This is a genomic window from Paenibacillus sp. CB74 (genome assembly GCF_055687625.1).
Genome location: NZ_CM146009.1, coordinates 118,366 through 142,327, shown reverse-complemented (window position 1 = coordinate 142,327; position 23,962 = coordinate 118,366). Strand labels below are relative to the sequence as shown.

At 45.5% G+C, this 23,962-nt stretch carries 17 protein-coding genes; 3 read left to right on the top strand and 14 right to left on the bottom strand.

Going from position 1 to position 23,962, the window contains the following annotated elements:
• The first annotated feature begins 24 nt into the window (after positions 1–24).
• Together ACX9NY_RS00620 and ACX9NY_RS00615 are read left to right on the top strand one after the other, a co-directional pair.
• A complete protein-coding gene (locus tag ACX9NY_RS00620; RefSeq protein WP_472476687.1) occupies positions 25–1,293 on the top strand; it encodes a hypothetical protein in 1,269 nt (422 codons plus the stop codon).
• A gap of 284 nt (positions 1,294–1,577) precedes the next feature.
• A complete protein-coding gene (locus tag ACX9NY_RS00615; protein WP_472476686.1) occupies positions 1,578–2,459 on the top strand; it encodes a putative RNA methyltransferase in 882 nt (293 codons plus the stop codon).
• Positions 2,460–2,548: 89 nt separating this feature from the next.
• Here the strand turns inward: ACX9NY_RS00615 and msrA are convergent, their stop codons facing one another.
• From msrA to ACX9NY_RS00585, 6 genes are all read right to left on the bottom strand, one after another.
• Positions 2,549–3,064 (bottom strand): peptide-methionine (S)-S-oxide reductase MsrA, encoded by a 516-nt coding sequence (msrA, locus tag ACX9NY_RS00610; protein ID WP_472476685.1) that lies wholly within the window; start codon positions 3,062–3,064, stop codon positions 2,549–2,551.
• A gap of 197 nt (positions 3,065–3,261) precedes the next feature.
• Positions 3,262–3,519 carry a GlsB/YeaQ/YmgE family stress response membrane protein gene (locus ACX9NY_RS00605; protein WP_315938471.1) on the bottom strand — a complete coding sequence of 86 codons (258 nt, stop codon included), beginning with the start codon at positions 3,517–3,519 and terminating at the stop codon, positions 3,262–3,264.
• A gap of 307 nt (positions 3,520–3,826) precedes the next feature.
• Positions 3,827–5,131: an AAA family ATPase gene (locus ACX9NY_RS00600; protein ID WP_472476684.1), complete on the bottom strand. Its 1,305-nt coding sequence runs from the start codon at positions 5,129–5,131 to the stop codon at positions 3,827–3,829.
• Complete coding sequence (locus tag ACX9NY_RS00595; RefSeq protein ID WP_472476683.1) at positions 5,131–6,594, bottom strand: RtcB family protein; 1,464 nt, start codon at positions 6,592–6,594, stop codon at positions 5,131–5,133. The genes ACX9NY_RS00600 and ACX9NY_RS00595 overlap by 1 nt, the downstream gene beginning before the upstream one ends.
• 504 nt (positions 6,595–7,098) lie before the next feature.
• Positions 7,099–7,917, bottom strand: a complete 819-nt coding sequence (locus tag ACX9NY_RS00590) for a TerC family protein (protein ID WP_339256909.1) — start codon at positions 7,915–7,917, stop codon at positions 7,099–7,101.
• Positions 7,918–8,194: 277 nt separating this feature from the next.
• On the bottom strand, positions 8,195–8,506 hold the full coding sequence (locus tag ACX9NY_RS00585; RefSeq protein ID WP_339236856.1) for a DUF3817 domain-containing protein: 312 nt from the start codon (positions 8,504–8,506) through the stop codon (positions 8,195–8,197).
• A 215-nt stretch (positions 8,507–8,721) separates the two neighbouring features.
• Between ACX9NY_RS00585 and ACX9NY_RS00580 the strand changes: the two genes are divergently transcribed.
• Positions 8,722–9,825: a glycosyltransferase family 4 protein gene (locus ACX9NY_RS00580; protein WP_472476682.1), complete on the top strand. Its 1,104-nt coding sequence runs from the start codon at positions 8,722–8,724 to the stop codon at positions 9,823–9,825.
• A gap of 53 nt (positions 9,826–9,878) precedes the next feature.
• Here ACX9NY_RS00580 and ACX9NY_RS00575 read toward each other — a convergent pair whose 3' ends face one another.
• From ACX9NY_RS00575 to ACX9NY_RS00540, 8 genes are all read right to left on the bottom strand, one after another.
• Entirely contained in the window at positions 9,879–10,241 is a 363-nt protein-coding gene (locus ACX9NY_RS00575) for an HIRAN domain-containing protein (protein ID WP_339236862.1), read from the bottom strand.
• Between the two features lie 40 nt (positions 10,242–10,281).
• Positions 10,282–11,253, bottom strand: coding sequence for a helix-turn-helix transcriptional regulator (locus ACX9NY_RS00570; protein WP_339236864.1), 972 nt, complete (start codon positions 11,251–11,253; stop codon positions 10,282–10,284).
• Between the two features lie 272 nt (positions 11,254–11,525).
• Entirely contained in the window at positions 11,526–12,050 is a 525-nt protein-coding gene (locus ACX9NY_RS00565) for a hypothetical protein (protein WP_472476681.1), read from the bottom strand.
• Between the two features lie 157 nt (positions 12,051–12,207).
• A complete protein-coding gene (locus ACX9NY_RS00560) occupies positions 12,208–12,840 on the bottom strand; it encodes a 50S ribosomal protein L25 (protein WP_339236868.1) in 633 nt (210 codons plus the stop codon).
• A 280-nt stretch (positions 12,841–13,120) separates the two neighbouring features.
• Positions 13,121–15,997, bottom strand: a complete 2,877-nt coding sequence (pulA, locus tag ACX9NY_RS00555; RefSeq protein ID WP_472476680.1) for a type I pullulanase — start codon at positions 15,995–15,997, stop codon at positions 13,121–13,123.
• A 486-nt stretch (positions 15,998–16,483) separates the two neighbouring features.
• Positions 16,484–18,532 (bottom strand): type I pullulanase, encoded by a 2,049-nt coding sequence (gene pulA, locus ACX9NY_RS00550; RefSeq protein WP_472476679.1) that lies wholly within the window; start codon positions 18,530–18,532, stop codon positions 16,484–16,486.
• 169 nt (positions 18,533–18,701) lie between these two features.
• Positions 18,702–21,614: a DUF5704 domain-containing protein gene (locus ACX9NY_RS00545; protein WP_472479169.1), complete on the bottom strand. Its 2,913-nt coding sequence runs from the start codon at positions 21,612–21,614 to the stop codon at positions 18,702–18,704.
• 844 nt (positions 21,615–22,458) lie between these two features.
• Positions 22,459–23,631 carry an S-layer homology domain-containing protein gene (locus tag ACX9NY_RS00540; protein ID WP_472476678.1) on the bottom strand — a complete coding sequence of 391 codons (1,173 nt, stop codon included), beginning with the start codon at positions 23,629–23,631 and terminating at the stop codon, positions 22,459–22,461.
• Positions 23,632–23,962: the final 331 nt, after the last annotated feature.

Genomic DNA, 23,962 nt, shown 5'->3' with positions numbered 1-23,962 from the left:
CGAAGAAGAAAGGTGGTTTATCACTTGCATACATTGACCAAACACAAGTCCAAAACATGGGCTGCCCTCATTTTTAGCGGCATGCTCCTCTTCACCATGAATACAACAAGTTACGCTGCTGCCTCAACCGAATCCATGCCCAAACCAGCGTGGACGTCATCTTCCCTGATGTTATCTGAGGCCAATACCGAAAAAGATGTCCTGATCAAGGCAATCCATGCCGTGCCATCCAAAAATCTTGTATATGTACATGCCTCCCAGGCCGTAACAAAAACAAGCAGCAAAACTACACTGGACTGGCAACTGGACTCTCTCCAAGCATTCGATGCTACAACTGGGCAATTGAAGTGGAATACGATATTCCATGAGAAAAGCGGTCCTTACACCACATACTCCGATTCGGTATATGCCAGTAACGGTACAGCTTATGTGTATATGGAATATTCGGACAAAACCAAAAAATTGTACTCATTCAATACATCCGGTAAAACCAACTGGATCAAAACGGTGAACTCACCTGCAAGCATATCCCTTTTGGATAACGATACGCTGATGGTTGCTTCAAGTCAGGGCGTGCAGTCAAATGGTTCCGTTCGCTCAGCCATCTCGTTATATGACAAAAAGGGCAAATTAATTACCGAAAAGACCATTAACGGCAGCGTGCTCAAGGCTGATCATGGTCGAATTGTAGTGGATGCCAGCAAACAAACCAAGGTAGGCAACTTCTGGCAGCAAGCTGCGAATCCCAAGGTGGAGATCTATGATCGTACGTTGAATCGTCTGGCCTTCTACCAATTCCCTGCCAATGCCAATACACTGGGAGATGGCGGCGGTGAATCGCTGGCCATTCTGGACGATGGTTCCATCCTTATGCGTGCCAATTTCGAGAATACGGGTAACCGACTGATGGGCTTTGGCACCGACGGCAAGCTTGCATGGGGACGTGCCATTGCCGGTGATGCCTACATCCAAACGGCTGGCAACGGCTATACGGTCCTTACAGGGCAGAAGCTGGAACTGTATACGATGAAAGGCAAAGTGACCGAGCGTACGTTCAAGGACGCACAGCCTGCATTAATGCATGTTGACCAGACACAGGATGGTCAGTACCAGCTTGATTTTGCCAAAACAGGATACATTCTTGATCCGCAGACACTGGAAGATGTGCATATCTACACGACCAGTGCCTCCGTTCCTTCATTAGAAGGTGTCTCTACCTATGTCGATGATGTCATCTATTCGATGAACGATGAGACATTGTCCAAATATGTATTAAAGGCTGCTGCAAAATAATGAACGGAGCGCTTCTGTATGACCGTCTAAACGGTTGACAGGGCGCTCTTTTATTTCAAATTCACCTGGCTCCCCTTACTTGTCATTTCTTCTCATCCTGTTATACTAGTAACGTTCTCTTGCTTCACCCTAATCTTGATAGGCAAAAGGAGCTTAACCTTCCTATGATTATTCAGTTCATTCGATATAGATAACTTGGGGCATAGCCATAAACCTCTTTTTTTGAATTTCGTGCAGAGGTTTATTTGTTATGCCCTTTTCTTCAGTTATCCAAATCTGAATGAATGGGGTGTTATTCCATGTCAGTCCATCGCAGAGAACGTAGCGCTGCGCTTATTAATCCATACATCCATATGTTGAACTGTCCCATCTGTCATAGCCCTATGGCAACCATTAACTCAGGGAGCATTCAATGTGTGTCCAGGCATAGCTTTGATTTTGCAAGACAAGGCTATATCAATTTCATGACACGTTTTTTCAAGGGCAACTATGACAAACGTTTATTTACTGCCAAAAGGAATATCTTATCGGAAACCGGTATTTATGCTCCTTTGACCGAAGTACTACGCAGGTGGATCTCACGTTATTCGGTTGACATCAGCTATCCCGTGCATATTCTGGATGCCGGCACAGGAGAGGGAACATTTCTGCAGCAGATTACGCAGGATACTCCAGCCGTTGGCTGGGGCATTGACATTGCCAAAGAAGGCATTGCCATGGCTTCCTCTGCCTACAACCAGCAAATTTGGTTTGTCGGCGATCTTGCATGCAGTCCGTTTGCAGAAGGTCAGCTGGACATCATCCTGAATATATTTTCTCCTTCCAATTATGGAGAGTTTGGACGAATTCTGAAAGATGGGGGATGGATCATCAAAGTCATCCCCCGTGAACGATATTTAATTGAACTAAGAGAAATGCTGTTCCTGAATCGACCTGATCGAGCAGACGGCCGGGAACTTACGCTGGACCGATTCCGCAAACATCATCATCTCATCGCCAGCATTCCGCTGACCTACACGCTGCCCGTCACCGCAAACATGCTGGATTCACTCGTTCATATGACACCACTTTCCTGGCATCGGTCGGGATCATCCCTGGTGAGAATTCAAACTTCCTTGTCGAAGATTACCATTGACGTAGAAATACTGGTGGGAACAATCAGATAACCGTTATGGCTGATTTCAGCATCCATACAGCCAAAAAGCCGGGCGAGTTCCAACTGGAACTCGCCCGGCTTTTCATGTGATCTGATGCATTATTTCCAGTTCTGCTCGATAAATTCGTCCCGTCCGGATAACGCACGGTCTTCCTTATAATGTTTCTCGTTTTTCTTGTGGTAATCCTGATGATAGTCTTCAGCAGGATAGAACACGACGGCATCCCGAATTTCCGTAACAATCGGTTGAGTGAATCGTCCGCTGGCTGCCAGTTCCTGTTTAGACTGTTCAGCAAGCTCACGTTGACGTTCATTATGCACAAAGATTGCCGTACGATACTGTGTCCCCCGATCCTGGAACTGTCCTCCGTCATCTGTCGGGTCAATCTGAGGCCAGTATAGCTCCAGCAGTCGTTCATAAGGGAATACTTCCGGATCAAATGTAATTTCAACCACTTCGACATGACCGGTCTCCCCTGATTTGACCTGCTCATATGTTGGATTCTCGACGTGACCGCCAGTATAACCCGATATAATCCCATGAATGCCCGGTTGTTCTTCGAACGGTGTAACCATACACCAGAAACATCCGCCGGCGAATGTAGCTTTTTCCATTCCGTTCATCCCCTCTTATCTAAACTACGTATGAATATAGATAGCCATTACGCATACCTTCTTATATTCTAAAACAACAAGAGGTTGATTGAAAGCCATCGTTATGGCTCTCAATCAACCTCTTCATTGGTAATTTATTTTATTCATTAGGTAATGCAATGTAGCAACAACTTATTCAAGAACTGATCTTGAATGTGTTACCCGCGACTACGTCCCATCGAACGGAAGATCAAGCTTACGATGGCTACAAGAACAATCGCACCAATCAATGCAGGCACAATGTAGAATCCGCCCATCTCAGGACCCATATCACCCAAGATTACTCCACCTAACCATCCACCGATGAAACCCGCAACGATGTTACCAATAACACCACCTGGAATGTCACGACCAACGATCAAACCTGCCAACCAACCAATGATACCACCGATAATTAATGACCATAACCAACCCATATCATTCACCTCTAATTAAAGTTTTTGTTGTTGTCTGTCTACTATTAACCGCTACAGAAGCATTTAAACAATTGGCATAAAAATTTTTGCATATTACCGTTTGTCCCATGCATTCTTCTCTGCAAAATAGGCTGTGGCCCAGTATGAAACAGATCACGTCACTTTCCGGCATCTCACCAGCTCAGGGCTGCGTTATGTACCTCCCGAAAGTCATTGTATGTTAGAGCAGACAAGGTTAGTATCACCAATTGAGGTAGGATTATTTATAAATTTGCGTCATATTATAGGATTGATGGGTTAGATCTGATCAATAAAAGCCTGCACGGCCCTTACCTGGCTGCGCCAGCCACGTATGTTTGTGACTCTTGTCCAGCTCGCCACGCATCGACTGAATGACTTTTACAATATCGGTCTGTCCATTCTGATGCCATTCCAGCGCAGCGCTCACATACAACTCACCTAGCTGCGCAAGAGAAAACGTGTCGGTCAGACGAGCTGCTTCTACCGTGCCCTCTTCACCCGCGAATACGGTGAAGCCACGTTGGCGTAAATATTGCAGGCGCAGTGCTTCATCTGGCAACGGAATTTCGTAAGCCCGGTCAAACCGTCCAGCACGGTTCATAAGGCCAGGATCGATTTTCTCAGGATAATTCGTTGTCCCGATCAAGAAAATGCCTTCTTTGGACGTAGCTCCATCCAATGTATTCAGGAAAAAGGAACGAACTTCATCCGGCATCGAATCGATGTCCTCAATGATCAGTACCATCGGTGCGAGTCGCTTGGCAGCCTCGAACACTTCACGCACCGATTCACTGTTGGTATACTCCGTTATCTGCCAATACGCAGCCGGTCCCGGGATACTTCCTGCAATGGATTTCACCAATGTGGTCTTACCGTTTCCGGGGTGTCCATACAATAGAATGCCCCGTTTGTATGGGATATCGTAATCTCTGTAAAAGGAACGATCCGCTTCGAAGAACTGATCCAGCGAGCGGAAAATATCCTGTTTAATCTGTGCAGAGAGAACAACATCCTCTCTTCTCACAGAGCGAGTAATCGATTCGACATGACGGTCGCTGCCATTGCGGGCATCGGTATACACCGTCACTTTTTTCATATTTTGCTGACGTTCCCGTTCCCGGACACTTCCGAGAAATTGCTTCATCTCTTCATCCCCGACAGCAAATACAAAGTCTTCGCTATAGATCCCGTTCTCTCGGAAAAATGGAACCCGCACAAGTGCAACGCCCCATTTTGGATAGGCAAATACGTTGTTGCGGATGGAGTAGTGCACACCATACGTGGGCACATCACCATCATCATCGTAATGCAACGTCTGAAGCTCCAGATCCTCGAAAATGCGGGCTACCAATTCCACTTCGGTACTTCCATTTTGCAAGTCTTCCCGGAGTAACTCCCAATATTCATTGTTCGGGTCAGAACTGGCATACAGTTTGTATTCAATCCCATATCGCTGATGTAGCGCCTCGCTGATGCCACGAATCAGCCTTGAATAGATGGCGTACCCTTCCACTCGAATACGGGTATCATGTTGTTCATCGTAGCTATAGATTGCCCGGGTAGGATCTACTTGTTGTTCGTGTATTGTCATTATTTCGCTCCCTTTACCGCGGCAAGCGGTTTGCATTTGGCTACAACTTGAGCCAAGCCTGCGCCGGTTACACTGTCTATGATTTCGTCTACATTTTTATAAGCCTGTGGTGATTCATCAATAATGGATTCAAGTGAGCGCTGGTTTACCACGATCTCATCTTCTGTGCCGACGCCAAGTGCCGTAGCAAAATCCTCTACAGTAACCAATCGTTTCGTTGCTGTTCGTGAACGTATGCGACCCGCGCCGTGACATATGGAATAATAATTATCAGCGCCCTGTGGCTGACCGACCATGATATATGAAGCAGTTCCCATCGAACCGGGAATAAGCGCCGGATGTCCAGTTGCCAGATAAGGCTTGGGATTGTCCGGGTGACCCGCCGGCAACGCACGTGTCGCTCCTTTTCGATGTACAAAAACGGAGTCTTGGTCTGCATGGGATTCCTCCCAGGCGTAGTTGTGCATCAGGTCGTATAACGTACGAAATTCACATTTGGGGCCAAACACATCCCGGAATGCTTCGCGAATAGCATACGCAATCAGGTGACGATTGACAACAGCGTAATTCAATGCAGAATACATCATGTTCACATAATGACGACCTTCTGCATGCTCCAGCGGCGCAAATACCAGTCTTGGATCGGATGTGCCCAAGTTAAGACGCTGCATGACTTTCGCAATCGCTGAAGAACTCGTCTGACTGACATATCCGCCCCATGCACGAGAGCCGGAATGAATCATGACCACGATCTGTCCATCGTACAATCCCCAAGCTTCTGCGATTTCACGATTCTCTTCGGTGATCTCAATCGCCTGGATCTCGGCAAAATGGTTCCCTCCGCCCAGTGTACCGAGCTGACGATGCGAACGATGCCACGTCATATCAGGAATGTGATTTAACACATCCTCATCGTAACTGAATTTGCTGCTTTCCACATGGGTTATCGAGGTTGATTTTTTCGGTGTAAAGCTGTCAGGGATATATTTTTTGGGTAAACCATGCAGCCCTTTACGAACAATGTGCTCCAGTCTTATATCCGAGTAATGACCTCGCTGGTTCGCCTCCATTGGCAATACTTTCTCTATGGCTTTGACAAGTTTACGGCGAAGCTTGATGTCTTTCAATTCGTCCTTGTGCAAGTTCGTCATGTGCACTCGCATGCCACAGCCAATGTCACTGCCAACGATGGAGGGAGAAACGTATCCGCTCTGTGCATCCCACACGGCTGTCGTGCCAATGCATGTACCTACACCGACGTGTACGTCTGGCGTGTAACTCATATAAGAGATTCCCGGAATCTGCAGATTATTGTTCGCCATCTCGAATACCTTGTAATCGAGCGAGGAAAAGAGTTGTTGTGCTGCATATACGGTTAGGTCGCCCGCGGGCAACTTCACTTCATGGCGATAGCCACCTGCGTTTTCATTTGGATCATTAAATAAATTAAAGTCTGTATTCATAAAAGTGTATTATTCCTTCCTGTACGTTCAGCAAATTCGGTTTGCTGATTCATCTATAAAATAAAACTAAAAAAAGCCATAGGCTAGTCGCCCATGACTTCTACTGAATGACAATAACGGAGAACAGAACAGCTTAAACATGCTTGTGTGTCTGTTATCCATCGCTATGATATAAGCGAAGAACGCATATCGATTATAAAACCCGCTAAACGATATGCCTATCCCCTATGTCGACCGTATGAGGCCAATGAGACGATGAGCCTGATATGCAGTTGTATCCACCTTGCGCCCTGTTAGATTCAGATCATAACCAAGCATCATGTCTCTCGGCCTCCCTTCGTTAATGTTAAGTCTTATAATAAAGGGACTGAAATTCATGTGTCAACCCTTTTCTTGGAAATAGGTCCATGGTGCAGACTTTATGTATAAACCATAAGAGGGGACCGTCCTAGGACAGTCCCCTCTTTTCTTAATAATAATGATGTTGTTAGCGTAACATGATTATTACAAACCTGCTTGTTTTTCCAACTCATCAACCGGATTTTCGTCTTCTTTTTCAGGAACTTTGGAAGACAGGAACCAACCACATACCGCAATGGTGATCAGTACAATATAGAATCCGAATTTCCAAATTTTATTTTCCGGGAAATGCTCATCTAGAACACCCAATGAAGGGTGTGCAAGTGTAATAACTGCCAGTTTAACCCCTACCCAACCTACGATCACAAAAGCCGCAACTTCAAGCCCTGGGCGGGAATGAAGCAATTTCACAAAGTATGAGGCTGCAAAACGCATAATCACAAGCCCGATGAATCCACCGAGGAAAATAACGATAAACTGTCCTCCGTCAAGTCCCCCGATTGCAGGCAATCCACTTGGTGGCAACGCCACGGCCAAGGCAACTGCAGCAAGAATGGAATCGACTGCAAATGCGATATCGGCTACTTCGACTTTGAATACGGTCATCCAGAAACCAGATTGTTTTTTCGGTTTCTTTGGCGTCGAATCAGCAGCTTCATCTGTTTTATTGCGATTACCCAGTATCTTTTTAACAATGTGGTTAATCGAAATGTATAGGAGATACAGGGCACCGATCGCTTGTACTTGCCACACATCGACGAGGAAAGAGATCAGGAACAATGAACCTAAACGGAAAACAAATGCGCCCATCAGACCATAGAACAACGCTTTTTTGCGCTTCTCTTCAGGTAGATGTTTAACCATAATTGCGAGTACCAATGCATTATCTGCTGCAAGTAATCCTTCTAGAACTACTAAGACAGCCAACACCCACCCATATTCCAATAATAATGAAACTTCCAACGTTGACTCCTCCTTAATATCCTTATGATGTACAAAAAAAAGGACCTTTACCATCGCTGGTAAGGTCCTTTTATATCCACAAAAAGAGACCTTTACCGAGCATGAAAACTTGGTAAAGGTCTCGCTAACAACAAATTTGCTGCCAATAAAGCCGGGGATACGATCCCGAATTGACGACTTTACTGTAAAAGCTACTCCCCTTTAACAGGAATATGTAGTTTTAGTTGGAACGGGTTGTTAAACCTGTACTCATCATATTTCATAATCTTAAATAAAGTCAAGCTTTATTTCGTTGACGGTACAGCTTACGGAATACGACAACATCGTAAATCATATTCCCCAGTGGAATGAAAGAAATGAAGAAGAGGGCAATTGGACGACGCAGACGCCACTTCTGTGAGGTGTACATGCTCACCATAAATAACAAGTACATTAAAAATAAAAAACCGTACAAATTTCCAAACCAAGTGACAGCCTGCGGCATAACTCCGGCATCTCTCAACGGAAAAGCAACAAACAGTAACAATACATACGAAATTCCCTGCAACCACAACATCAGCCGGAAGCGTCCCAGCATAGAATGTAACATTATTTTCCTCCTGCTTTTATACATGTAACGAATTCAATTGTTCCCGTACAGTATATCACAAAAGCTGAAAATCTCCGCTTCATTCCACGCAGCAGATTATTCCTGCACGCTTATATGGGTGTTCACCTGCCTTTTTGCAGGAGCCAAATACCTCAGCTTCTCATAAGATATACGACGAAGATTGTTACCGATGTCGGACAAGGAGGAGCCAGTTAATGAAAATTGCTATGGTTGCACCCGAGAAATTACCTTTGCCCGGTAATGGTTCCGTGGAAATCTGTATATTAGGGATTGCCCGCGAACTTGCACACCGCCATCAGGTGACTATCATAACTCGTCAAATGGAAGGTCTCGCTGCCACAGAACAGATTGATGGCATCACCATTCAACGTGTCCCTGCATCGAGTCCTGTCAGATACACCAAAGCCGTCATACGTCAGTTATCCAAACAACCCTACGATGTAATTCAAGTGGACAACAGGCCACGAAGTATGGCGAACATCAAACAAGCTTTTCCACGCACTCCCGTTGTACTCTATCTTCACTCGTTAACCTTTGCTCAGCCCGGAACTTCCAGACTCACATTGATGAAAAAAGCGGATTGGATTGCCGTTAACAGCCAATCCCTGCGACAAAGGCTAGGCCGCAGATTTCCGTTGGTAAAACGCCGGATGAGTGTGGTTCCATTGGGTGCGGATCTAAGCCGCTTCAGGCCTGCTGAATCCAGCGAAGAACAGATTCAACTGCGTACACAATTTGGAGTGACTAAACCATTCTCTATTTTATATGTCGGAAGGCTCATCCCTGGAAAAGGCGTAGACGTATTAATTCGTGCGACTGCCCTCCTTCAGCGACAGATGCCTGTCCAACTGGTCGTTGCAGGCAAAGGCCCTCCGTATTACATGCGTAAACTTCGCGAACTTGCCCATAAACAAAAAGTGCATGTATCCTTTCGTGGTCAGATAAACCATGAGCATATCGATCAGTTGTATCGGGCCGTCGATTGTCTGGTGTGTCCCTCCCAAGAACATGAAGCTTTTGGTCTGGTCAATGTTGAGGCCATGGCTTCAGGATTACCTGTCATTGCTTCTGATAACGGAGGCATTCGTGAGATTATTGAATCAGGTATTAATGGATACCTTGTCACTGATTATAAGCGTCCCCAACGTTTCACCTCCTGCCTGTACAAACTTGCAAGCAACCCCACGTTTGCCGAGATGTTAGGGAAGGCTGGCCGAGACAGCGCAAAGGCACATTTCAGTTGGGCCAGAACAGCCATGCATCTGGAAGCCACCTATACCAGGCTCATCCGTCAATGAGCCTTCTTCTGTTATGAGCTTTTTGCCCCATGTAAACCTGCTCTTTAAGATGATCAAGCTTTTTCACGAAATTGCCATCCCGCAATCAAAGAATCCATCTGTGGAACAGGAATGTGACTCATCTCAATTAACTCCATAATAACCATATCTCTCATCATGAATCGTACTTTGGCACACGTTAGTTGATGAAATACATCGTAGAATGCCTTCCCGGTCCAACATCCATGAGGTACGACAAGCGGATCATTAACGATATAGCCTACCGCTCCAATCGGTGGAATAACGACCTTAATTGCTTGTTGATCCAATCGATTGTCTGGATCTTTGACGAGATACACGGTATCCCCCACATGTAAAACCTGTACTCCATGATAGTGGTCCATCCCATACATAGCTGCGAATAATTTAGTGCTCATACGACCTGCTCCTTCTCTTGTATTTGTCCATAATTAAAATTCACAAAGATACATCAGTCTCATAATGTTCCAACCACTCGACAAGTTGCCTGCGTATCTCTCTACGAAACTCCCGTGGTTCAAGCACCTCTGCCTCGGGTCCAAATTGATACAACCATTTCAAAAATTCTCGGCTGCTATTCAGTGTCACTTCAAATAACAATCCCCCATCCGACATATTCGTCATTCGCGGGCGAACAAACATCTCTTCTTCTTTTATGTAGGGGGCTATTTTCTCAGAGAATCTTACCTTGAAATGGATATGCTCGTCTCCACGGTCAATAGACCATGTGTTCTTCATATACTGTGTTATATTGAAGTCACCCTTGTCGAAACCGGCATTGGTTCGTGTTACATCCAAAAAACGGCTAATTCGGAACAATCGAACTTTTTGCAGCAAATGACAGTAGCCGATCAGATAAAAACGTTGATCACGCGGAATGAGATAATAAGGATCGATATCGCGAACTGTAATCTCATTTCTTGTCAGCGTATGATATTGAGTACGAATAGTTTGCTGGCTTAGAATAGCTTCGATGATGGGAATCAGCAGATTAGGATCTTTTCCTTCCTCACGATAAGCTGGCGTGCCCATACGAATAATTCCCGCAATATTCTCTACAATGTCACTGTTTCTTGATTTTAATTTGGTATGAGCCGACATGACCTTGTCAAAAGCCGAATCGAACTCAGCAGGTAACTTGGAGGTATCAACTACGGACGGAAGCATGGAGAAGACCATTGCCTCCTGTTCAGTAAAATCTAATGGATACATGGCAAACTCACCAATAAATCGGTAACCTTTGCCATATCCTTCGTTCATAATCGGGGCAACCCTGTCCAAAATCCGGAGATCACGATATATCGTGCGTACAGTCGTACCGCATTTCAGCGCCAACTCTTTGGCCGAAATTCCAGGATTTGCTTGTATAGCCTGAAGTATACGCAGCAGACGAATTAATTTCTCTGTCATGTAGTTTCTCCCCTTCGATATTTTATCGGCAAGGAAAACTAGTTCCTTTAGTACAGAACTAAATCTTTAGTCCCAATATTATTTTTCGCAATTTCACCGTTTCAGTATAGTCCAATTGCACTCTTACCCCCTTTTAATATACATTCTCTTACTTGCTTGCGTAAAACATTAACCCCAATGACCTTAAACCTAAGCCTGAAAGCCTACACAAACTTTTAAAAAAATGCAAAAAAAAAGCCTAATCTCACCAAAGAGACAAGGCTTTCTTGGAATTACTGGTTATGCAACAACTCTAATAATTGATTCATCACATTCACCATATGCTCACATAGTTCAGGAATATCTCCCATCTGGTCTTCATTCACACTACGGTCAAAGTATACATGAGCCATGACGTTGTATGTGATTGGCTCTTCATCAAAGATATAGCGGATGTTCAGGCACATCCGCTGGTCAGGCCAGCCCATCTGCAATAATGAACGAATAGCCGAGCACTGTGTCTGGGTCTCCTTCACATCCATACCAAACCGCAGTTCCAATCGGCAACCCGGATGCGCTCCAGGCTTCTCCAATATCTCTGCTGCAAGTTCCTCAAGGGAACTGCTTAATATGACTTCTCCTGTTACTTCCGGACGATCCCTGAGACAGAACTGTATTGTGAACTCTCTGGACATCACTGCCATCTCCAGCCGATCTTTACGCCCCGTAATCTGAATACGTTCATCCAGGTTATCCATATCATAGAGATAATTCTCAAACCCTACTTTCAGATTGTCATACACCGTTGGATCAAACATTGAAATATACCTACTTTCTTGCCCTTTAACATGTATTGTAGTACATTCTTTTCCTTCATGCGACTATCATAACTTCTCATCCGTGAAATATAAAAAGCCCAGTCCGGGGACTGGGCTTCGGCTAAGCATGGGGTCTGATGAGATCACCAAGCTTGGCTTATTCTTCTTCAGCTTTTTCTTCAGCTGCTGGTTCAGCGGCTTCATCAGCAGAAGCTGTTGGCTCTTCCTCAGCCGCTTGTGGCGGCATGACGGACGCAATGATTGATTCAGGAGATGTTACGAGTGTCAAACCTTTATCCAGTTTGACGTCCGCTGCAGTCAAGCGATCACCAATATCCAATCCGCTAACATCAACTTCAATGGACGTTGGCAGATCCGCAGGCAATCCTTCTACCTCCAGCTGTGTCTCCTGTGTCTGGAATACACCACCCGCTTTTGAACCGGCTGCTGTACCCTGGAAGTCGATCGATACACTTACGCTGATTGGCTTGTTCTTGGAAATCTGCAAAAAGTCTACATGCAGCAAACGTCCATTACGCTCTTGCTGATCCTTGATCAGTACAGGAATCGTTTTACCACCCTCAACATTCAGGTTGAACATTTCGGAGCGGCCTGTGCGTGCCACTTTCAGCATCTCTTTTTCATCTACATGTATTGAAGCACCTTCAAGTCCCGGGCCGTAAACGACTGCAGGAACTCGTCCGCCTTGTCTTAACAAGCGCAGTGCTGCACCTTTCTTTTCCGTTCTTGGCGTTGCTGTAAGTTGAGCCATTTTTCCGTTGGATTTCATGATTGAACATCCTCCTTCAAGGGATCACTACATTATATTTGTTGGAAAGCGTTAAAGCTTCGCTTATAGACCATAATGGTCTTTTTTCCTTTGGCCGAATCGTGGGCCATATCTATATTTACCCCAATGATAGAGGATCTCAAACACGAAACAGGACAATTCTTTATTTTCGGCCAAGCTATTCTCCGTATATTCAGACCAAAAAAGCAGTCGGAATCTCTTCCAACTGCTGGTTTAGCAAGGGTTTGACGAACTACGTTCAAAGTTATAAATAAAGAAACTATGCGCTATCACGATCTTCCGTTTTTTCGCTTTCGCGAATGATCTGCATCTCGTCTGACCCGCTATGGACAATAATGTGCACGTCCCCATCTTCAGGTACTATGTCCACGTAACGGTCTCCGCACGTATCTTTAGCTTCCCATTCATTCAATCGAATGATCAATCCCAAATGATGCAGACCCGGAGCAACGCGAAAGCGGGCTTCAGCGGCATTTCCGACTCGTTCCAACCTTACTGCTCCGTCTTCCATACCAGTGCCCCATACCCAGACATCCCAACCTTCATACTGCTGGTCTTCCCGTTCGTATCGAAGCGTGACGGTTCGAGAAATCTGTTTATGAATCGTCACGGCAAGAGTTGCGCGAATTCCTCCTGCTTCAGCAATAATATGGGTTACTCCGGGTGTCATCGCACGTACGATCCCTGCCGCACTCACCGCTGCAAGTTCAGGGTGAGAAGAGCTCCAGCGTACATTCGAATCCTGTAGCGGCTGACCAAATTGATCAAGGACCAAGGCACGGAAGCGGCTGATGCGGGTCATGTACATGACGGGTTCGCCCACAATTTCAATTCGTTCAGCATGACGGTAATCCACTTGTAACATACAACTTGCCGTTATGTCCCCACAGTGGACTGTAATCGAAGCTTCCCCTCGTTCCAGTGCATGGATTGTTCCATCAGGCTGGATCTGAATAATATCCGGATCAGAAGAAGTCCAGGTAACCGGGGCTTTTTCTACCACATTGCCAATGCTGTCCCGTACGATTGCTCGCAGTTGCGTGGTCTCCTTCGGACTATATACCTGGCGAGGAAAACTAATCTCCACTGTTGACGGCTCAGCGCCTCCAGCACGCTCTGTGTCATACAGTACCATCAATGACCATCGTTCTATCTGCACAGTACCACGAACAGTCTCAATCCGATCTGTACCTGCCTGATGAGCATTGACTACGACATGCCAGTCCCCTTCTCCCAGGTCCACATGCTGCTCATGTTCCGTTCCGTTATAAATGACCATAATCTGATTCCAGGTGTCCTGATTCGCACCATCCTGAAGCATATAGGCAACTACATTGCCATCCGCACGAATTACACGAAGGTGATTTCGTACCTGTTCAGCATCAATCATACGAAAAGCGGGATGTGTGCGACGCAGGTGAATAAGACCACGATAGTAGTCAAACACCGGTCTGAACCGTGATTTGTTGGCCCATGTGATGGCGTTCACCGCATCCCCGCTCCGATAACTGTTATGATCACCGGCTTTGGACCTGAGCAACTCATCCCCTGAATGCAGGAACGGAATGCCTTGAGAAGTCAGCAGAATGCCGGAAGACAGTAACGAGCGTCGAATCATCTCATCATCCAAAACATTATCTGCATCCACATACCGATAAGGATCTGCTGCTTTTACAGCGGACTCAGCACTTCCACCACCCACGGGCTGTCCGTCCTTCCATACGGGAAATCCTAATTCATGTCTTAGGTTCATGGTTGTTGCAATTTTATCCCACAGATTGAGGTTGTCGTGGGCAGTTACATAATTGACAACTTCCACAGGTGAAGATGTAAAATCATCCAGTGCCCCGGCTAATCCTCTGAGAATCTCATATTCCTGTCCTCCGGCACCCGTGACAAACCCTCTGCCACTTCCATCACTATCCCCCTTGATTGCGCTGCGAAAATGATCATTAAATACTGCAAATCCCTGACCTCGCTGGGTTCCTTTTAATGTTTTGCGGTCCAAAGGCGAATCTCCACCCGTCCAAGGTTCCCCATAGATCAGAAATGCCGGATCGATCTGTTCCCGCAATTCGCGTGTCAATTCATTCATCGTTTCCGTATCTATTAGAGCCATAAGGTCAAATCGAAATCCATCCACATGATATTCTTCTGCCCAATATCGGAGAGAATCCACAATATATTTTCGCACCATTGGACGCTCAGTCGCCAGTTCATTGCCTACACCGGAACCATCACTGAGGGTGCCATCCTCCCGATAACGGTAATAATAGCCGGGTACGATCCGTTCAAACGGTCCCTCTTCCACGCTGTACGTATGATTATAGACAACATCAAGTACAACACGAATACCTTGTCGGTGCAGAGATTGTACGAGTGATTTGAGCTCCCGAATTCGAACTGCCGGATCACGAGGGTCGGTAGCGTAGGAACCTTCGGGAACGTTATAATGTTGCGGATCATATCCCCAGTTGTATGGTGCTCGGACATTGGAACCAACGTCAGCTGTAGCGAGTTCATTCACCGTCTGATAATCCGCCACAGGCAGAAGATGTACATGAGTGACTCCCAGTTCGGCAAGATGGTCTACACCAATGCTATTGCCTGCTCTATCCGTCAGACCGGATGCTGTGAATGCCAGATATTTTCCCTTATACGGAATATCGGCATGTGGGTCTGAGGAGAAATCACGGACATGCAACTCATATAACACGGCATCGACAGGACGCAGAAAAGCAGGTTTGACATCCAGTTCCCAATCGACCGGATTGGTGGTGTCAGGATCTATAATAGCCGTTCGTTGCCCATTGGCCGTTACCGCTCTCGCGTAAGGATCAACAACGACTTCAATCCGCTGATCATTATGAGTGATACGGTACATATAATAATAACCTGCCCAATCGCCTGTAAGCTCTAAAGTCCATATTCCATCCGCATCACGTGTCAAGGAATGTTCCCTTTCACCCTTATGCTCTTGCACCTTACCTTCCTCGTTGTAATGCCCTTCATCTTCAAAAATCAATATATCAACCTGTTGTGCCGTAGGTGCCCACAATTTAAAAGTACTTGCAGCACGAGTATATGTTAAGCCAAGATCGTTGCCTTCGTAACGAAAAGAAGTCCATTCCGGCATCGTTCCCACCGCCTTTATATCCATTGTTTTCGTGTTGTCCCGATGTTACGGAGCGGGACGGGATTTGTCAACCCGGGGTTGTCTGTACTCATCATATCGGTTCAATTTGTGTATTCAATTAGCAATCGCTTTCAAAATATAGGATATGAAAACAAGTGCCATAGATTGACAGCATATGTACCTGTCCTGACAAAAAAAGTTAAAAAAATATACAAGAATATATTGCAGCAGGATGTCATTTGCTTTTAAACAAAGCTATACTTAGCTACGCATTGAACTGGCGGATGTTTTAGTACTTCCGAGTATAACAAACTCCTGTTTATGGTCGAGCCGTCGCTCTTTAGCTCGACAAAAAATCGCCCTTCCGATTGGAAGGACGACTCATTTTCATTTTCAACCCAATCTACAGGACAATTGGACATGTCCTTGTAAGCACGCTCCCTTTTACTAGCACACTACATTCTCTTGCTTGAGGATTAGGGTCGATCAGGAATTGGAATACATCACCGTTATGGATAGCCCATTCACATGTACCTGTCCGTCCTGTACAGTGCGTATCGTATCAACGCCGGCTTGTCCTTTCTCAACAATTACATTCCATGTTCCTGTGGGAACAGAGAGGTCTCGGTTTTCCTTTGCCGAGTTATAGATGACGACAATACGTTCCCAAGGATCGCTGGCTGCTGTACCGTTCAGTTCATACGCCAGTAGCCCATTATCTTTTTCGATTAGACGAACATGCTTCTCGATCTCTTCCCGTGTACGAAGCCGAAATACGGGATGCTCTCGCCGAAGAAGAATCAGCCCACGGTAATAGTCAAACACTGGCTTGAACAGCTGCTTTTGCTCCCAATGTATGGCGTTGACTGCGTCTCCACTCTGGTGGCTGTTGGCATCCCCATATTTGCTGCGAAGCAGCTCATCTCCAGCGGCGATCAAGGGTACACCCTGGGAGGTTAGAACAATACCGTTGGCAAGCAAACAACGCCTAACGGTCTCATTCTCAAGAATGTGTTCCGGATCAATCTGCAGGTAAGGCTCAGCCTTCTCTACAGCCTCTTCCACACTTTCGCAACCGCGAATACACCCATCCTCGTCATAGGTGAGGAAATTCAAGGTATCGTGGAGTCCTTGTGTACGTGCAACTTTGTCCCACAGGTTGAGATTATCATGCACCGTTACATAGTTGATCGTCTCGGATGGACCATCCGTAAAATCCTGAACGGCTCCCCGGACGCCAATCCACAATTCGTCTTCTTTCCCGTCCGCCCCCGTCGCAAATCCCGTACCCACTCCATCGCTGTCTCCCTTGATCACGCCGCGGAAATTATCGTTAAACACAGCAAAACCCGCCCCGCGTTGCGTTCCTTTTAGGGTCATATCATCCCCAAGAGGCGAATCCAGTGCGCCCCATGGTTCACCATATAACAATATGGAAGGTGACACTTCGGCGTGTAATTCCGCTGCAAGCTGTTTCATCGTAGTGGTGTCGATCAGGCCCATCAGATCAAAGCGAAAACCGTCCACATGGTACTCCTCTGCCCAGTAACGTACCGAGTCGATGATAAACTTGCGAACCATGGCGCGTTCAGTAGCCACTTCATTACCCGTACCTGAACCATTGCTATAGGTCCCATCGGCGTTTTGACGATAGTAGTACCCTGGTACAAGTTTTTCAAAAGAGCTGCCTTCCGTATCAAACGTATGATTATACACCACATCCATAATGACACCTATTCCCTTGTTATGAAGGGCAAGCACCATGGATTTGAACTCACGAATTCGTGTCTCAGGGTCGTCTGCACGTGATGCATAGGAACCTTCCGGCACATTATAATGGAGCGGGTCATATCCCCAGTTATAGTTGGAGGCATCCGTCGTATCACCATCTACTCTGGATTCATCTACCGTCGCAAAATCAAATACGGGTAGCAAATGCACATGGGTAATCCCGAGTTCAACCAAATGATCGATCCCTAGTGTGTTGCCCTTCGAATCACGCAGATCTGTCTCGGTAAAAGCCAAGTACTTGCCTTTATTCGTTATTCCCGACGAAGGGTGAATGGAGAAATCACGGACATGCAGTTCGTACAGGACTGCATCTACAGGACTGGTCAATTCGGGGCGTATATCCTCACTCCATCCGTTCGGATGTGTCTGCTCCAGTCTGACAATTACACCCATTTCTCCATTCATGGTCACGGCTCGTGCGTAAGGATCTACAGCATTGGTCGAATGTCCATCTTCGAAAGTAGGCTTGTACATGTAACGGTAGCCGCTTAAATCGCCCTCCAGTTCCAGAAACCAGGTGCCTTGTTCTTTCTTTTGCATAGGTATCGCCTGCTGTTTCCGTTGATTGGGCTCTTCTTCAGGGTTCCCTCCTGTCAAAGGCGGGTACAGAAGTAGTTCCATCTGAACGGCTAACGGTGACCAGACTTTGAAGCGACAGGCTTGTGCTTCTAAGGTGACACCTAAATCTCTTCCTCTGTATGTATCATCTGAAATCAATAGTTCCTGCTTACCCTCTTCAATCATATGTGTTGTTCCCCTCTCGTTGAGAAAATTATGAATATGGATAGAACGAGTGCTCCTTACCCTTTATACCCGTTCTGCTGCCCAACCATAATCCCAATTAGACAAAAGAAGACAAACGTCATGTAGATTCACATAACGTCTGCCTTCTTAATGGATCGATAACTTCTCTCTAATGCGGTACCTGGGATTGGAAATCATTACGGCTGGATTGATCGGCGTGGTACCAAACCACGTCCCCATCTTGCATCGGCCAGCTTCTCCCCTGACTATCTACCGGGCTGTAATCGAAACCTTCCATTTGCCATTGATTCATTAACGGCGCATGAATGTATTGCAGATGGGGTGCATTCGTATTTCCACTGCGCAAAGTTTCGATATTGAAGTTCACTACAATGTAACCGTCCCTCAGAAATACTGTTGCCTTCTCATCCAACTGGTTTTGTCTGGCAAGTAATTCGAGATCGGTTCCTTTGGGCGCTGCATATACATCCGCTGGCAAGCTATATTCCCCATACCAGCGCTGAATCGCTGCATTCGCCCGATCCACATTAACACTGGAGGGAATATCTGTATTTGGGCCAATAAGTGTGCGGATCTGTGAAGGGAGAATCATCCAGTTATACCGACCTACCCACGTTTTATAATGAGAGGTCTGATCCACGAAACGAACCATATGTTCGGCGAGTGACCCTTGAATACGTTCTTCCTCCGACAGTTCATAGGTATACTGGTAGCGCGCCGTATCCCCCAACTCCGTACCGGGTACATTCCGCAACCGTGAGTTCAGCACAACAAAGCGTTTCTCTAAATCCTGTGCCGATCCGATACGAATAAGTCGTTCCTGTCCCCGATGGTAGTATAAATCCACTTCTTGCCGGATGGTGCCATCTTTGCTCACAAAAGAGAACGTTGGCGTGATTCGGATACCATCCTGTTTCCCAAACATATTACCCTTGGTTTTCAGATCAAACTTAAAATGGTAACCCGTCTTCACCGCTGCATTTCGGAAGCCTTGTACCGGATGACTGCCGGGACGAATAGGCAGGACATAAGGAGCCAAATTACCTCGGGGATCTCCGTCGATACTATTTCCACCGATCCAGTAGCTCACACCCGTTGGTTCGGGGCTGCCCATCCGCTTGCGGAACACATTCTCCCAGTTGTAGTCTGAAATATCGGTGATGTGAAAATCATACAATCGTCCGATAACCTCTACAGCAACGGTATCTGCTGCAACATGATGGGTCAGATTTGTGTTGGCATCCTGTTGTTCTGTAAAGTTTGCAGGTGCATTTTCGGCAATATTACGAAACTCTATCTGATAGTTCCCTTCATCTACCCATACAGGAAGATAAAAAGGGGTGTCCAACTGATTTACCGGAATATCCACCCATGTCAGGGCCGGGATAAATTGGCTTCTGGCTGCATTATAAACATCGAATGGGAAACGAACCTGTTTGATCCGGAAATATTTCGCATAATCACGGTTTCCATAACCAGGGTAACTCCCTATATCCAAATGTTGACCTGAAGTTGGAATTCGTACAACAAATGGACGCTCTAGAATAAGTGCAGCTCTGGTCGGATCAGGCGTAGTCTTCTGGTTATGCGGCTGATCATCGGATACCCAGGCATAGTTCACAACTGGAGTATGCACTGTCACCGAGTTGATGCCCAGAATGGGGAACTTCTGATCCTGCCCACCGTTAACATTGCCAGGGAGCAAATCGTAAGAAATTTCACCGAAACTTTCGGTATTTTCCTTATTTATGAGCGCATTGCTGATTATGTTATTTGGCTTATACAGTACATCACGATTAATAGTAGTCGGATTTGGAATATTAGATGGCATTGGGCCATCCTTTATCGTTTCCGAAGAACTCATGAGTGTTGAGCCATTAAAATTAACCATATCGTTACTAACTTTACTTTGGGCTGTATTGCTTTCAGCCATCCCTTTAAGCGTGGATGTGTGATCCGGAAGAGATGGTGGCGAGTTCAAGCCCCCTGTTAGAAGCGGAGGAGAAAAAGTGATTGATGATGTATTAGCTGGTCTTACGTGACTATTAACATCGGAATTATTACTCGATTCCAGTAAAGGTGGCGTGTAGCCTGAGGGTACCATGGTGACCTTCCCGCCAGGCAAGGCATAATTATTCATTTCAGCCTGATCTATCTTGTATACTTCCAAATTATTAATTTGCCAGTACGAATAGTCCCTGAATAATTGAAATGAATATGTTTTGGGTTGAGTATCCGTTTTTGTCACTGGTGGTCCTGGAGAACAACCATTTTCAGTACAGACTTGAGGGCCGGGTACTGTCCATTGACGCGCATAAGTAACTTCAACCGTACAGTCATATGTGGTCTTTCCAGACATTTTCCCCCAGTCCTGTTTGAACAAATATTCATCAGCTAACGCGTTGGTATAAAGAGATTCAGATGTTGGAATCCCTTTAAGAACATCGAATTTTTCGGAATCTCTAGCATCAGCCCGAATAACTCCGTTGGCACCTGGATCCATGTCACTTTGCCTCATAGATATTCCTGGAGAGGGACTCCCAATCGTCCAGCTGCATTGTCCCGAGCCATTACCTTCAGGTATTTCTGGACTATCGCCACCACCACTATCGGTACAGGAGGCTCCCGAACCCACTGTCATCTCAAAGGTATCCTCTTCATCAAGCGCTTGGGCCGCGTCCATAAAATGTGCAGTTATCGTTGCTGTGCCAGTTGAGGCGACCGCCGCTACTAATCCGGTATTACTGACCGTCATTGTAGATGTGTCAGAACTTGACCATGTGAGCTTGGCATGACCCTGTAATGGCCAAACACTTCCATCTATCTTTGTCAAAGTTGCTGTTAACTGGGTTGTTCCGTTTGGCGCTACGCAGGTGTTTCCACTGATTTCGAGTCCCGATGTCCCATCCGCATACGTAACTTTCAATTTCTTATCTTTATATACGTAGGTATAGGAATCAAAGTCGACTATGAATTTCGAAAAGTACCATACTTGTTTTGCACCTGGATTCGCCCAGTATTTTCTATACGTATCATTGTTAAATGTTTGTTTAAAACTGATCGTAGTCATGTTCAAGCTTGGTACGTCGATTACTTGGCCTGCAACTGTACTTGGATCAGTATAACCTTGAGTTCCATGCACATCATCGATTAAAGTGGTGGAATCAATCTCAGTTCTTGATGCTTTTACATCAGTCTTAGAGATGCCCCCATCCCTAATCCATAAACCATGTAGAGAATTTCCATTAGCAACAATGTAGAATGCTGCCGTCCGTGGAATATTGGCAGCCAAGTTAGGGTCTGTACACCCAGGATAACGTGGCAAATTCCCGTTGAAACTTTGCCCCGTATTAGGATTTTTGTTTTCAGTGGGTACACCACCTGGACAGTTTGGGCCAGGTTCGCTGGTATAAACGCTTACCTGTCCTCCCCCGGCGCGCCAATACTTACCATTAAAGTTTCCAGAATCACCAGCTGTCCATCTGTCCCAATAGTAAATTCCACCGTAATTTGAATTCTCTTTAGAACGCACAGTATACTTTGTACCGTTTAAAGTATCTTTCAAATTATCGATTGCTTTAAATTCCGCTTTTCCTGTAGGAATGGAAAGTACACGAAGTACCCTACCGTCCTTATCTGTCCACTCCATTTTCTTGATAATTTTCCCAGGCTTTGAGGGAACTACAATTGGAACGGTTGGCAAGGTAGACTTATCCGAGAAAAAAAGCCCTCCATACAGATAATCATCAGCGTCCCCTTTCATCTCATACTCTATAATTGCTGTAACTTCTCCCGCGGCTGATATAGTATTAAAAAAAATGCTAGTTGGTAGTAACTGTGAAAGGAAAACTATCAACAACACGATGGGAACAATTTTGTTTTTCAAAGAACCACTTCCTGACTTCTTAAAGCTCGGATACTGCTAATCTTTTTTGGTAGACAGGAGCTCCAGCAGTAATTGTTTCTACACCAACTTGCAAAGAGCCATCATAATAAAGAGCTTTCTTCGGAATCACTAAGCCGTATATTTCTTTTTTTGGATCAATAGAGAGAATAGGCATCGCTTGATTAATTTTATCTTTACTTGGTGCTCCGTCATATCCTCGAACAGAAAGGGCAAGCCGGTTCGTTCTGTATCCTTGTGGATTCTTATTAAGTGTCAGTTCGGAGTCAAGTATCAAGATATAACACTCATCATTGTCCGCGAATTTCTTTTCTTGTCCCCCGTAGAGCCAGAAGAACTTATCTTTGGAGGGGAGCAATTTTCGATTAGGGTCTTTCGGGTCATTCCAATCAATTGCAATTAGACTGTTTACGCGCCCCTGAACAGAGCCATTAGGAGCTGAAACGATGAGGTTGGACTGTTTCCATGATGTAATACCAAATCTGTGATTGGAGTTTTTCGGACCATTAAAGATTTCTTCTGCAACAGTGAAAATATTGGTCTTGTGCCAGTACAGTTCCGCAGCCGCAACAGCATACTTATCGGATGCCAATGTTTTACCATCCTTTATCGACAACACCCGTTCAATAACAGCAATTGCTTGAGCACGAGTGGTTGTTCCCTCTGGTGAGACTTCACCTGGTGCAGTACCTGTGATAACACCGTTCTTGGTGGCCAAGTACATCCATTGTTTTTCTTCAACGTCAGTAATTCCAAGTGCTCGAACAGCTACTTTTGACATTTCCTCTCGAGACATCGGCTTTGTCCAATCTAAGCTTGAAAAGTCGCCTGCTTTATAAATTCCTGCTATTTGAGCAGCATTGACGTACGAAGTGTACCAACTCCCAGATGTAGAGCCGACCTCCAGTTCTAAAGCAGACACAGTCATTTTCATGAATTCTGCTCTGGTAACTACTTTATTGGGGAGGAATTTTCCATCTGGAAAACCATCGACATAGCCTCGTTGAATAGCCTGAAAAATACTAGACTCTGCCCAATGGCCAGTAATGTCTTTAAATTTTTGTCCAACCTTGTGGTCATCGGTAATTGCTGCTTTTACGGGATGTAAATCAATGGATGCTTGAGCGGAAAGTAAAGTTAGTGCGGCCACTCCTGTTAACATTACTTTTTTCATTTTCTTTCCTCCTATGTACCTTAATTTAATATGGGGTCAACTTCTGCTTAGTACTGCTTGTAAAAAAAACCTCTCGTACTTCTCTTCATAACCAAAACCTAAATTTGCCATAATAATCAATATTCTACCATGTTGTACTAGGCTATTGGTATTATTTTTCGTCCATCCCCACCACTTCAAGGCGTGCAACGCTCCTTCCATAGACCCACTTGATTCGCTTAAAACAAAAAAAGGCCATGAATCCGCAGATTCATAGCCTTATGCTTTAAGGTGTGTGGTCTTTCTTATGATATTGGAAAAATCAACTTACTCATAGAATAAACCATATCAT

What these genes read in the sequence shown, in the direction of transcription:
- ACX9NY_RS00615 (WP_472476686.1), top strand. Translation starts at nt 1,578, where the DNA reads ATGGGGTGTTATTCCATGTCAGTCCATCGCAGAGAACGTAGCGCTGCG.
- ACX9NY_RS00585 (WP_339236856.1), bottom strand. Translation starts at nt 8,506, where the DNA reads ATGTTACATTCTATGCTGGGACGCTTCCGGCTGATGTTGTGGTTGCAG.
- ACX9NY_RS00570 (WP_339236864.1), bottom strand. Translation starts at nt 11,253, where the DNA reads ATGACAGAGAAATTAATTCGTCTGCTGCGTATACTTCAGGCTATACAA.
- msrA (WP_472476685.1), bottom strand. Translation starts at nt 3,064, where the DNA reads ATGGAAAAAGCTACATTCGCCGGCGGATGTTTCTGGTGTATGGTTACA.
- ACX9NY_RS00565 (WP_472476681.1), bottom strand. Translation starts at nt 12,050, where the DNA reads ATGTTTGATCCAACGGTGTATGACAATCTGAAAGTAGGGTTTGAGAAT.
- ACX9NY_RS00600 (WP_472476684.1), bottom strand. Translation starts at nt 5,131, where the DNA reads ATGACAATACACGAACAACAAGTAGATCCTACCCGGGCAATCTATAGC.
- pulA (WP_472476679.1), bottom strand. Translation starts at nt 18,532, where the DNA reads ATGATTGAAGAGGGTAAGCAGGAACTATTGATTTCAGATGATACATAC.
- ACX9NY_RS00540 (WP_472476678.1), bottom strand. Translation starts at nt 23,631, where the DNA reads ATGAAAAAAGTAATGTTAACAGGAGTGGCCGCACTAACTTTACTTTCC.
- pulA (WP_472476680.1), bottom strand. Translation starts at nt 15,997, where the DNA reads ATGCCGGAATGGACTTCTTTTCGTTACGAAGGCAACGATCTTGGCTTA.
- ACX9NY_RS00575 (WP_339236862.1), bottom strand. Translation starts at nt 10,241, where the DNA reads ATGAGCACTAAATTATTCGCAGCTATGTATGGGATGGACCACTATCAT.
- ACX9NY_RS00560 (WP_339236868.1), bottom strand. Translation starts at nt 12,840, where the DNA reads ATGAAATCCAACGGAAAAATGGCTCAACTTACAGCAACGCCAAGAACG.
- ACX9NY_RS00580 (WP_472476682.1), top strand. Translation starts at nt 8,722, where the DNA reads ATGAAAATTGCTATGGTTGCACCCGAGAAATTACCTTTGCCCGGTAAT.
- ACX9NY_RS00605 (WP_315938471.1), bottom strand. Translation starts at nt 3,519, where the DNA reads ATGGGTTGGTTATGGTCATTAATTATCGGTGGTATCATTGGTTGGTTG.
- ACX9NY_RS00595 (WP_472476683.1), bottom strand. Translation starts at nt 6,594, where the DNA reads ATGAATACAGACTTTAATTTATTTAATGATCCAAATGAAAACGCAGGT.